Consider the following 11,550-nt stretch of genomic DNA (forward strand, 5'->3'; position numbering starts at 1 on the left):
AAATGAAACAAGAACTAGAAATAATTAAACAAAATGTCATAAATTGCACAAAGTGTGATCTTTGTAAAACTAGAACCAATTCAGTTCCAGGAAAAGGAAATTTTCAATCAGATGTGATTTTTGTTGGTGAGGCACCTGGAAGAAATGAAGATGAAAACGGCGAGCCATTTGTGGGGGTTGCCGGAAAGAGACTATCAATCGCACTTGAGGAAGTAGGGATTTCTAGAGAATCAGTATACATTACAAATGTTGTAAAGTGCAGACCTCCAAAAAATAGAGTTCCAAATACGGATGAAAAAAATACATGTCAAGAATATCTAAAGCAAGAAATCTCAATAATCAAACCAAAGATAATTTGTATTTTAGGAAACACAGCATTTAATTCAATTCTAGGAGGTTCTGAAATAACAAAATTCAGAGGAAAAATAGTAAGAAAAGACAACCAGTTATATTTTCTCACTATTCATCCAGCAGCAACAATTTACAATCAGGAACTAATTGATGTGTTAAAGAATGATATTGCAAAACTGTTTGAGAACATAAGAGAATTAAAGAATGGAAAAGAAATCACTGTAGATATAGAGTATGCTTCCTAGAGAATTTTATAATAAAGATACAGTAACAGTTGCAAGAAACATTTTAGGAAAAAGAATAATTAGAAAAATTAATGGGACTGAGATTTCAGGAATAATTACTGAAACTGAAGCATACAGACATGTAGATGACCCTGCAAGCCATGCATTTGGTAATCAGACAGATAGAAACAAAGCTATGTTTGAGGAAGTAGGACACGCATATGTCTATTTCACATATGGAATGCATTATTGCTTTAATGTAGTTGCAAGACATCCAAAAATCAAAGCAGGTGCAGTTCTAATTCGTGCAATCGAGCCTGAAAAAGGAATTAAAAAAATCCAAAAGAATAGAAAAATAACAAATTTGAAAAATCTTACTAATGGACCTGCAAAATTAACACAGGCCCTGGAGATAACAAAAAAGCATTATGGTGTAGATTTAACTAAAGATTCAAAATTATTCATTGAAGATGGAATAAAACCAGGAAAGATCTACGAATCACCCAGAATAGGAATAAAAAAAGCAACTGAGAAGTTATGGAATTTTAAAATAAACATTAAAAAAATTTAGTCTTCATTATTTTCATCCAAAGTCCATGGTGCAAATCTCCCAAGAATTCTCCCCCAATCCAATCTTAAAAGCAAAATTACCACAGATGTCATCATAACTCCAAAAATCATAATTCCAATGTAAATAGGAGTAGCATCATCCATGTTTTCAAGAAAAGGTTCTACTAAAGACAAACCAAGATAATGTGAAATGAATACAATGGAATAGCTAAGAACTATTTTACCAGTTAAAGTTGCAATAAAGAATCGTTTCGGATTGTATTTTGCCAATCCCAATGGAACATACACTAGATCATCTGGAATCGGAGTGGCTGCAGCAAAAAATGCAGCACCAGCGCCATATCTTTTAACTAATCTTTCAAAAGGACGCATTCTTTTTCTAGTCTTTTCATTGATGATTTTTCTTCCACCATAACTGACATAGAAGATGATTTGTTTTGCAATAGTAGCAGTAACGGCAGACAATAATGCTAAAACATGGAGATCAAATTGATCACCTACTGCCATAGTAGCAAGTAGTAAAAATCCAGGTAGCGGTACAAAGGGAACAAGTGAGCCAAAGAAATTGACAAGAGATAAACTCAGATATCCTACTTCCGGAGCAAATGGAAATAGGTCAACAAAATCCACAAATCAAACTGTTTTCTGGCTTTATTTAATTAAAACTAGAGAGTTGCTCACAATATCATTAAAATAACATCTTTTCGGAGAAAAATCAAATGTTAAAAAAAGACTGTGAATCAATATCAGACACCATAGCCACAATAAGTCCATACATTAGATTTGTAGGCGTAATTGGTGAGAGTGGGGAATTATTAGCCTATAAAAGAAGACCAGATTTGATGCCTCTTTTAGATGAAAAGAACACCCAGTATCAATTCTCACATATTGCCATGAAAACAGATCTTGAAGGATTTTTTGACAAGAACTTGGGAGAGATTGAATTTTCTTGGGAAGAAAGAAGAAAGGTCCAGACAATTTCATTTGCAATAAAAAAAATAAGAGTCTGGATATCAATTGATAAAAAAGTAATTAGATCTGAAGTGTTACGAATAATAGATTCATGTCTACCAATTGTTAAAAAATATTCAGACGTTTGAAATACTTTGAAGTGTCCTTATTGTGATATCGATTTAGATTCATTAAATATGACAGACGGGTTGAAGCATATCTTAGAGCATAAAAAGAAAAATCAAAAATAAAAATTTAAAATTAATATTAAAATACAACATATAGCATAAACATGGATGAAATTGAAAAAATAATAGATGAAATTAGTTTTAGAAAATCAAAGTCCAAAAATTATGAAAAAATGAAAGTACAAGAAATTAGCAAGGAATTGCAGAACATAATGAAATTTGAACAAGAATCATTGAAAAAAATTGAAGGGTTTGAAAAAATGCAGAAAAATCAAGACGTGGTAAATTACCTTAAGATGATTTCAAAAAATACAACACAAAGAGAAATTACAGAGATTCAGGAAATTTATTTAAAAAAAATTGATAGCGAATATCTAAATTCAAAATAAAAACATCATTCGTCTTCATAAAGCCAGCATCTAACATATCCGGTTTTAGTTTTAAGTTTTGGAGGAAGTTCTTTGCATTTTTCAATTGCCAAAGGACACCGCTCTAAAAATCGGCATTCAGTAGGAGCATCAAGTAAACTAGGAGGAATTCCTTTGATGTATTTTAGAGCACCACCCTTTAATGTCGGAATGGATTCCAACAGTCCTTTTGTGTAAGGATGTTTTGGGTTTTTGTAGATTTCTTCTGAAGAACCAAATTCAACAATTTGTCCCCCATACATTATTCCAATCTTGTCTGCAATTTCAGACAACACTGCTAAATCATGAGTGATTAACAAAAAGGACATCCCCCTTTTTTTGAGGGTTTTAAGTAAATTGATAATTTGAGCCTGAATTAATACATCAAGTGCAGTGGTAGGCTCATCTGCAATGACAAATTTTGGCTTTAAGAGCAATGCCATTGCAATGACAACTCTTTGTTTCATACCCCCGCTTAATTCATGAGGATATTTTTTTAAAACATCCTCATCTAAACTAACAGAATTCATAGCATCCAAAATTAATTGATTGGAATTTCCATCAAAGTTGTGCTGTTTTAGAATTTCAAGAAATTGCTCCTTTATTGTAAAAACAGGATCTAGTGCATTCATTGCACCCTGAAAAATCATCGAGATTTTTTTCCACCTATATTTTGTATTAAAATCAGATTCACTCAAATCCAAAAGAGAGTCGCCTTCAAAGAAAATTTTGCCTTGTGCATTTCCTCCAGAAAGCATTCGAATTATTGATAATCCCAATGTGCTTTTCCCACACGCACTCTCACCGGCGATTCCTATCGATTCTCCATCATCTAAATGAATATCGACATCATCCACGGCATATACTGGACCGGATGATGATGGATATTTTACAGATAATCCACTAATGTCTAAAAAACCATACTCTATTTGTTCCAAACTAGAATTTTTGTTTTGCACTAAGGGATATAAACAACATTATTGAAATGAAAAAAGTCGATTCAAATGATACTTCCAATTTGTGGTTTTGATGCAAAAAATGCAGTTCTCTGTCCAAAATGTGAAGGAAAGGTAGAAGCTGGAGAACTTACAAAGGCAGATGTAGATGCATCAATCATTCTTGCAAATACTGCAAAATCAAACAAAGAGATTGAAAATTTTACGTTGTATTCTTGTAAGGAATTTGATGGGAATTTTGTTTTGTCATTAGCAAAAAATGATATTATGGCAATTAGACAAAGCCGAACACTCTACAGACTGCTTCAAGATCAATTCAAAGGAAAAATTTGGCTGGTAGAAGCAGATGAAAATGATAAAAGATTCATAGAAGATTTGTTCTTTCCTACCAAAATCCTATCAATCAACGCAGTTTGGGCACCAGGAGAAGTTCAAAAGACTAAAGCTGTAGTATCAGGGAAATGGACACCAAAGTTTCCAATAGATACTGAGAAAGTGATACAAATTGTAAGAAATGCCCGAAACCTTGACATTGAGATAGAATTTGAGGATAAAAGATAGGCATGGTTTTTGTAAAAACTCACGATATTGATGAATTAACTACTCAGTTGATTGGAACACAAGTAGTTCTTGGTGGATGGGTAGAAGATTTTAGAAAGCTAGGTAAAATGTCATTTATCACGTTACGTGATGTTACAGGGATTTCGCAAGTAATTGTAAAAGGAGAATTAAATGATAATCTAGGAGAGATCAATCGTCAGAGCGTTGTTTCTATAAAAGGGATTGTACAAGAGACTAAAGCTCGAGACTTTGCATTTGAAATTAAAGCAGATGAAATTGAAGTGCTAGCCAAGGCAGTTCACCCATTACCAGTCGATCCTATTGGTAGAGTTGAAAGTAACATCGATACCAGATTAAATCATCGCGCACTAGATATGCGAAATCAAAAAACAGCTTCGATTTTCAAGCTTCGACATCATGTTTTGCAATCACTTCGAAAAACACTGACTGAAAAAAAATTCATAGAGATTACAACTCCCAAAATTATCGGTAGTGCAAGTGAAGGTGGTGCCAATTTATTTTCTCTAGATTATTTTGGAAAGACTGCATATTTAGCCCAGAGTCCACAATTGTACAAAGAGCAAATGACCATGGGGTTAGAACGAGTATTTGAGATTTCAAATTTTTATCGTGCAGAAAACTCTCACACAGGCAGACATCTTTCAGAATTTACCAGCATAGACATCGAGGCAGCATTTATGGATTACAATGACGTCATGGATGTCTTAGAATCACTAGTGATGAAAGTCTACAAGTACACTTCAGAAAATTGTAAAAAAGAACAAGAGATGATTGGCCATACAATCGAAGTTCCAAAATCACCATTTGAGAGAATCACATATTCTCAATGTGTCGAAGAATTACAAAAAGCAGGAGAAAAAATAGAGTTCGGAGATGATTTGCTTGATTCTCATCTTAGAATAATTGGGGATAATCACCCAGGATTTTTCTTCTTGACTGACTGGCCAATGAAACTAAAACCATTTTACATTAGAGAAAAAGACGAAGATGCCACATTATCACGCTCATTTGACTTGCAATTCGGATATCTAGAATTGTCTTCTGGAGGAACCAGATTGCACAATCCTGAGATGTTAAAGGCAAGACTCAAAGAACAAGGATTAGATCCTATGCAATTCCAAGACCATCTAAAAACATTTGATTGGGGAATGCCACCACATTCTGGTTGGGGCATGGGATTAGACAGACTGATGACTACATTAATTGGAATTGACAATGTTCGTGAAGTTGTTTTGTATCCAAGGGATCCGGATAGACTAAGCCCGTGAACTTGCCAATGACTAAAGTCAATTGGCTTCTTCCTGCTTCAACGACCGAGTTTCTGATCTCCACAGGCGTGCATTCTGCGGTTCCCGCAGTAGTATGTCTGAACACAATCCATTTTCGGCTTTACGTAACAAATGGTGCATGTTCATATTATTGATACGACCGTATTTGCCTAACTCTAACATGCAGTTGATTACACATGTATTGGATTTGAATATTTGATTGTGTTTTGTTTTGAGTTGTGGCGTGTTCGCTTTCATCCCAACCCTAAAGGGTTTGGGTTTTCCCGCTCACATCTATAATTTGTTCAGATTTTTATTGCATTGGAATAATGAGAACTCATGATTGAATCTCAAGATGCAAAAAAAGTAGTCGAAGTAGTTGGTAACAATTTGATAGGAGTCTCACATGATTCAAACAATTTTGTCAAGCTTCCAGATTCTTTTTGGGGATATTTTGCAAGAGGTCATGACAAAAAAGGAACATTTGGAGTAATTGTAACATATTCTGAGGAGGGAAAGGACGTTGATGAGTTGATATCAATGTATGAGAAATGGGCTGAGAAAAATAAAACTAAAACAGAATAAACTATTTAGTTTCTTTTAGAAGTTTTCTATAACCTTGACATTCTTGGCAGATTGGTTTACCTTTGTACTTTGGATTACCATCAGTAATTTTTAGCGTGCCCTCAACTAATTTACAAATACAGCATTTTGCCATTTATAATGTACTAAAAAATGCGACTAATAAAAATTGGTAATTTTTGAAAAAGAGATAAATTCAAAGGGATGGATCTTAATTAGTGCACAACTGTGATTATTGTGGTTCTACATTTGGAGATAGAATTTGTTATTTTTGTGAAAAAACTTGTTGTACATCATGTATGGTAGATGATAGAACACGTTGCAAGGATTGTTACATTCAGAAACGACGTCTAGGATGGAAAAAATTAATCAAAAAAAATAAAGTCATTCTGATATTTGTTGCATTTTTGTGGCTATACGCAGTATTTCCAGGACCATTTATACCTGGACTAGATCCTACTTTTTACACAATCTCACTTGTGGCAGCTTTGCTAATTATGATTCCAATAGGATTTGCATTATTTTTTTGGTCTTTGAATCCACCAAAATCCGATGTAAAGAAGAGAAAAGATTAATTTTTTACAGTTTTAGATTGTCTGTTATTTGTTTAGTGAATTCAGAAGTAGACATATTTCCACCAATGTCTTTAGTTTTAACACCAGATTTTACCAAATTAAAAATTGTCGACTCTAATTTTTCACCAACTTCAATGCATTTTGAATCGTTGTGTTTGTTGCCTAACCAATCCAACATCATCTTAATTGATAACAAAAATGAAGAAGGATTTGCAATGTTTTTTCCTGCAATGTCAAATGCAGCCCCATGGACAGGTTCAAACAATGCAAAGTCATCACCAATGTTTGCAGCGGGTGCCATTCCCAACCCTCCAACAACCTGAGATGACTCATCAGAGAGAATATCTCCAAATAAATTAGTAGTGACTATAACATCGAATTTTTCTGGTTGACGAATCAAATTCATAGCGCATGCATCAACATACATTTCTTCAAATGAAATATCAGGATAATCTTTTGAGATGTCAGCACATGCTTTTGCAAATAATCCATCAGTAATTCGCATAACATTTGATTTGTGAACACATGTTACTTTTTTCATAGAATTTCTTTGGGTTGCCGTTTCAAATGCATATTTTGCAATTCTTTTTGATGCATCCTCTGAAATTATTCTCAACGCAACTGCAGAGTTTCCAAAGCTGAACTCTTTTCCAGTATAAAGATCCTCAGTATTTTCTCGAACAATTACCATATCAATATCATCACGTAATGCAGGCATGTGAGGGTATGATTTTGCAGGCCTTACATTTGCATAAAGATCAAGCATTCGTCTCAACACAACAATCACGTCTGCGGCACTCTCACCAACAGGTGCTTTCATACATGCATCAGATTGTTTAATGGCATTAATTGTCTCATCAGGTAATGCCTTGCCAGTTTCTGCCAGGGACCTGTCTCCAGCAGATAATTTTGTTATTTCAAATTTTAAATCAAGTTTATCGTTAATTGCATTTAATACAGATACTGCAGATTCGGATAATTCAGGACCAATTCCATCACCGGTAATTAACGATATTTTGTACATGATACTTCATTAAAACTAGAGAATTTTAGGATTTAGTTGACTTGTTTTTCTTGAAACATCTTTTTGAGCATGATTCTATTGATGGCATCAATTACTGCTTTAACTGAAGTAGTTACAATGTCTTCGCCAACTGATTTTGCAGACACCTTATTTCCCAATGCATCTTCGACCCTTACTGTAACTTCACACAATGCAGAAGAACCACCTGAAATAGAAGCTAACCCATAATCTTTGATTCTAATCTCTGAGATCTTTCCAGTAATCTTTTGAATTGCATTAAGTGCAGCATCTACTGGACCTACCCCGTAATCAGTTCCAATATGATCTTGGCCATCAACATTTAATTTTACAAATGCATAAGGCATTGTTCCAATACCTGTTGATACTGAGAATCCAGTTAATTGAACAATTCTTTTGAGTTCTTTTTCTCCCAAGACATCACTTGCAATGGAAAGCAACTCTACATCAGTAACTTGTTTTCCTTGATCACCTAACACTTTGACTTTCTCTAAGATTTGTTTTGATTGCGCCTCAGTTGGTTTTACTCCATATTCTGCAAGCATTGCATTCATTCCATGAATGCCTGCATGTTTTCCAACTTGGAGCCATCTTTTTCTTCCAACTAATTCAGGACTGATTGGCTCGTATGTGAGAGGATTGCTCAAGACGCCATGTGTGTGGATGCCTGATTCATGACCAAATGCGTTAGCGCCAACAATTGCCTTGTTTGGCTGGACCATAATACCAACAGTCTTTGAGATAAATCGCGACGTATCATAAATTAATTCAGATTTGATGTTAGTTTTGTATTTTTGATCATAGGGCAAACATTTCAAGGCCATGGAAAGCTCTTCTAAGGATGCATTTCCTGCACGTTCACCAATACCATTTATTGTAACATGTGCACATGATGCCCCTGCATGAATTCCAGCTAATGAGTTTGCAACTGCTAATCCAAAATCATTATGACAGTGAACACTTACTGGAAGTTTTGTAGCTTCTACTGCATCCCTAGTTATTTCTGCCATGTATTCAGGAGTAGAATATCCTACAGTATCAGGAATGTTAACTCTATCAGCTCCTGCTTTTGCCACGTCACCAAATACTTTTTTCAAAAACTCTCTTTCTGTTCTTGAAGCATCCTCAGCTGAAAACTCTACTTGAAGACCGCGTGATTTTCCATACTCTACGGCTTCAATTGCTTTTTCAAGTGCTTGATCTCGAGTCATTTTGAGCTTGTGCTCCAAGTGAATGTCTGACGTTGCAATGAAGGTATGAATGTAATTTAATCCAGCATCAACTGCAGCATCAATATCTTTTGTCATGGTTCTTGTCAATCCTGCAATCTCGCAAGATAATCCTTCACTAGTAATCATCTTTACGGCTTTTAATTCACCTTCGGAAATTACTGGAAAACCAGCTTCAATTGCATCAACGCCAAGCTCATCAAGTTTTTTAGCAATTGCTAATTTTTGATCCGGGGATAATGATACACCAATGGTTTGTTCTCCATCCCTTAATGTTGTATCAAATATTCTAACGTTCATGCCCCGCTCCTTTGTAAAGCAGCAACTCCAGTTCGTGCCACATCAATAATACCAAATGGTTTTGCTAATTCCTCAAATGCCTGAATTTGATCAGGGGTGGCAGTTAATTCAACCATAATTGAATCCTTTTTTACATCATGAACTTTGCCGCCATACGCATTTGCTAATTTGTTAATTTCCATACTATCATTAGCATTACTGAGTTTAATCTTAAAAAGACTAAGTTCTCGATACACTGTTTTGTGCTCATCTAAGTGTTCAACTTTGACAGTATCAATCATCTTGTCGAGTTGCTTTACGATTTGTTCTACTTGTTTTTCATCACCGTATGTGGTAATAGTCATTTTTGAGTATTCAGGATTCTCAGTCACCCCCACAGAAATACTGTCAATATTGAAATTTCTGGATCTGAAAAGATGAGTTACCTTAAACAAGATTCCAGGTTTGTTTTCAACTAAAATAGAAAGAATTGCCCACATGATAATTCACTATGATGGTAAAATCATATCCGAAAGCGAAGTTCCAGGCGCTACAAATGGCAATACGTCTTCCTCAGGATCAATTGGAATGTCAATGACTGTTGCAACATCACTGCTTAGTGCAGTTTTGATTGCTCGGTCAAGTTCATCCATGGATTGTGCTCGTATTCCTTGTGCACCATAAGATTCTGCTAATTTAACATAATCAGGACAATGACCTTGGTCAACTCCATTCATTCTTCTATCATAGAAAGTTCTCTGCCATTGAGCAACCATTCCTAATGTAGAGTTGTTCAAAAGAAATACAATTACAGGGATGTCTTCTAACACAGCAGTTGCAAGAGAATTTTCAGTCATACTGAAACTACCATCACCTGCAATGTCCACTACAGGGACATCAGGCTTTGCGACTTTGGCCCCAATAGCTGCAGGAAATCCCCAACCCATGGTACCAAGACCAGTAGAGCTAAAGAAAGTTCCAGGTTGGATTACATCATAGAATAATGATGCCCACATTTGATGTTGTCCTACTTCAGTAGTAACAACAGACTCTTTTGGCAATAATTCACGGAGTTTACGTAAAATTTTAGCAGCGCCCATTTCACCTGGATGGAGTTTCAAGTTTTCCTTCCAGTATGCTTTAGTCTCTTTAACATGCTTGATCCAAGGAGTCTCGTCTGTTTTTTTGATAGCTCTCTGTAAAAGTAATTTCACCATGATTCTAAGTGATGCTCGAACATCTCCAACAACAGCAATTTGTGCAGTCTGGTTCTTTCCAATTTCTGCAGGATCAACATCCATATGAATAATCTTTAATCTCTTTTCAAATGCCTCAAAGGTGCCCACAGATCTATCAGAAAATCTTGTTCCAATTGCCAATACACAGTCAGCTTCTGCCATCATTTTGTTTGCCTCTGCATGACCATGCATTCCAATTGGACCTAATGATAAAGGATGGTTTTCAGGAAACGAACCCTTGCCTTTGAAAGTTGTAACTACAGGAAGCATTAGGGCTTCAGCAATTGCTTGTAATTCAGCAAAAGCAGATGAAATAATTGTTCCACCACCAGCTAAGATAATTGGTTTTTCTGAATGAAGTAGCATATCAATTGCTTTTTCAACATTAGCAATATCAGGATCAGCCCAAGGATGATATCCTTGAATTTTAAATTCGTCAGGAAATATCATCTCTGCTTTGTTTGTTTGAACATCTTTTGGGATGTCAAGCAATACAGGTCCTGGTCTTCCAGTTTCTGCAATGAAAAATCCTTTTTTTACAGCTTCTGGAACTTCAGCAGCTGTTCTTGGTTGGAATGCATATTTTACAACAGGGTTTGCCATTCCAATTATATCGCTTTCTTGAAATGCATCTCGTCCAATCATTGCAACAGGAACTTGTCCAGTGACTGCAATCATTGGTGCAGAATCTGCCTGAGCTGTTGCAATTCCAGTCAATATGTTGGTAGCTCCAGGTCCAGAGGTTGCAAAACAAACTCCAGGTTTTCTACTAACTCTACCAAATCCATCAGCCATATGAGCTGCTGATTGTTCATGTCTTACCAAGATATGTCTAATATCACATCTGGCAAATTCATCATACATCGGAAGGTTTGCGCCTCCGGGTAGTCCAAACACTTGTTTTACGCCTTCTTTTTCCATAGCCGTCATCAAGGCTTTGGCACCAGTCATACTTTCCATTTTATTTTTTAAGTTAACATCCATAATTTTAATGTGTGAAATATGTGGGAATTAAAAACCAGTAAAAGGGCTTAAAAATATACTGTTTAGACACACAATTTAACTGAGTCGCAGGTATAGAAATGATTCTAACTTTGGCGCGATAAAT

General features: G+C 35.4%; 15 protein-coding genes. 8 read left to right on the forward strand and 7 right to left on the reverse strand.

Going from position 1 to position 11,550, the window contains the following annotated elements; all coding sequences use genetic code 11:
- Positions 1 to 2: 2 nt before the first annotated feature.
- Complete coding sequence (locus C5F50_RS08240; protein WP_179370885.1) at positions 3 to 596, forward strand: uracil-DNA glycosylase; 594 nt, start codon at positions 3 to 5, stop codon at positions 594 to 596.
- Positions 586 to 1,146 carry a DNA-3-methyladenine glycosylase gene (locus tag C5F50_RS08245; protein WP_179370886.1) on the forward strand — a complete coding sequence of 187 codons (561 nt, stop codon included), beginning with the start codon at positions 586 to 588 and terminating at the stop codon, positions 1,144 to 1,146. Before C5F50_RS08240 ends, C5F50_RS08245 begins: the two co-directional genes overlap by 11 nt.
- On the opposite strand, the gene C5F50_RS08250 is transcribed toward C5F50_RS08245, so the two are convergent.
- Positions 1,143 to 1,775: a VTT domain-containing protein gene (locus C5F50_RS08250; RefSeq protein ID WP_179370887.1), complete on the reverse strand. Its 633-nt coding sequence runs from the start codon at positions 1,773 to 1,775 to the stop codon at positions 1,143 to 1,145. The genes C5F50_RS08245 and C5F50_RS08250 overlap by 4 nt on opposite strands.
- An 89-nt stretch (positions 1,776 to 1,864) precedes the next feature.
- Between C5F50_RS08250 and C5F50_RS08255 the strand changes: the two genes are divergently transcribed.
- Positions 1,865 to 2,245, forward strand: a complete 381-nt coding sequence (locus C5F50_RS08255; protein ID WP_179370888.1) for a hypothetical protein — start codon at positions 1,865 to 1,867, stop codon at positions 2,243 to 2,245.
- Positions 2,246 to 2,388: 143 nt separating this feature from the next.
- Complete coding sequence (locus C5F50_RS08260) at positions 2,389 to 2,673, forward strand: hypothetical protein (RefSeq protein ID WP_179370889.1); 285 nt, start codon at positions 2,389 to 2,391, stop codon at positions 2,671 to 2,673.
- A 5-nt stretch (positions 2,674 to 2,678) separates the two neighbouring features.
- Here C5F50_RS08260 and C5F50_RS08265 read toward each other — a convergent pair whose 3' ends face one another.
- Positions 2,679 to 3,650, reverse strand: a complete 972-nt coding sequence (locus C5F50_RS08265; protein WP_246282011.1) for an ABC transporter ATP-binding protein — start codon at positions 3,648 to 3,650, stop codon at positions 2,679 to 2,681.
- A gap of 45 nt (positions 3,651 to 3,695) precedes the next feature.
- Here C5F50_RS08265 and C5F50_RS08270 point away from each other — a divergent pair, with 45 nt between their 5' ends.
- The 3 genes from C5F50_RS08270 to C5F50_RS08280 all read left to right on the forward strand — a co-directional run bounded on the left by C5F50_RS08270 (position 3,696) and on the right by C5F50_RS08280 (position 6,082).
- Positions 3,696 to 4,208 carry a transcription elongation factor NusA gene (locus C5F50_RS08270; protein WP_179370890.1) on the forward strand — a complete coding sequence of 171 codons (513 nt, stop codon included), beginning with the start codon at positions 3,696 to 3,698 and terminating at the stop codon, positions 4,206 to 4,208.
- Between the two features lie 2 nt (positions 4,209 to 4,210).
- The gene (aspS, locus tag C5F50_RS08275; RefSeq protein WP_179370891.1) at positions 4,211 to 5,497 is read left to right on the forward strand and encodes an aspartate--tRNA(Asn) ligase; all 1,287 of its coding nucleotides are present in this window, start codon (positions 4,211 to 4,213) and stop codon (positions 5,495 to 5,497) included.
- Between the two features lie 339 nt (positions 5,498 to 5,836).
- Entirely contained in the window at positions 5,837 to 6,082 is a 246-nt protein-coding gene (locus C5F50_RS08280; protein ID WP_179370892.1) for a hypothetical protein, read from the forward strand.
- A 1-nt stretch (position 6,083) separates the two neighbouring features.
- On the opposite strand, the gene C5F50_RS13285 is transcribed toward C5F50_RS08280, so the two are convergent.
- On the reverse strand, positions 6,084 to 6,215 hold the full coding sequence (locus C5F50_RS13285; protein WP_280924446.1) for a hypothetical protein: 132 nt from the start codon (positions 6,213 to 6,215) through the stop codon (positions 6,084 to 6,086).
- 163 nt (positions 6,216 to 6,378) lie between these two features.
- On the opposite strand from C5F50_RS13285, the gene C5F50_RS08285 reads away from it, so the two are divergent.
- Positions 6,379 to 6,654, forward strand: coding sequence for a hypothetical protein (locus C5F50_RS08285; RefSeq protein WP_179370893.1), 276 nt, complete (start codon positions 6,379 to 6,381; stop codon positions 6,652 to 6,654).
- A gap of 4 nt (positions 6,655 to 6,658) precedes the next feature.
- On the opposite strand, the gene C5F50_RS08290 is transcribed toward C5F50_RS08285, so the two are convergent.
- The 4 genes from C5F50_RS08290 to ilvB are packed head-to-tail and all read right to left on the reverse strand — an operon-like array spanning position 6,659 to position 11,402.
- Positions 6,659 to 7,678 (reverse strand): isocitrate/isopropylmalate dehydrogenase family protein, encoded by a 1,020-nt coding sequence (locus C5F50_RS08290; protein ID WP_179370894.1) that lies wholly within the window; start codon positions 7,676 to 7,678, stop codon positions 6,659 to 6,661.
- 32 nt (positions 7,679 to 7,710) lie between these two features.
- On the reverse strand, positions 7,711 to 9,225 hold the full coding sequence (locus tag C5F50_RS08295) for a 2-isopropylmalate synthase (protein ID WP_179370895.1): 1,515 nt from the start codon (positions 9,223 to 9,225) through the stop codon (positions 7,711 to 7,713).
- Positions 9,222 to 9,704 carry an acetolactate synthase small subunit gene (gene ilvN / locus C5F50_RS08300; protein ID WP_179370896.1) on the reverse strand — a complete coding sequence of 161 codons (483 nt, stop codon included), beginning with the start codon at positions 9,702 to 9,704 and terminating at the stop codon, positions 9,222 to 9,224. Before ilvN ends, C5F50_RS08295 begins: the two co-directional genes overlap by 4 nt.
- Positions 9,705 to 9,713: 9 nt before the next feature.
- The gene (ilvB, locus tag C5F50_RS08305) at positions 9,714 to 11,402 is read right to left on the reverse strand and encodes a biosynthetic-type acetolactate synthase large subunit (RefSeq protein ID WP_246282012.1); all 1,689 of its coding nucleotides are present in this window, start codon (positions 11,400 to 11,402) and stop codon (positions 9,714 to 9,716) included.
- Between the last annotated feature and the right edge of the window lie 148 nt (positions 11,403 to 11,550).

The organism is Nitrosopumilus ureiphilus, from assembly GCF_013407185.1.
In the GTDB taxonomy this organism is placed as follows: domain Archaea; phylum Thermoproteota; class Nitrososphaeria; order Nitrososphaerales; family Nitrosopumilaceae; genus Nitrosopumilus; species Nitrosopumilus ureiphilus.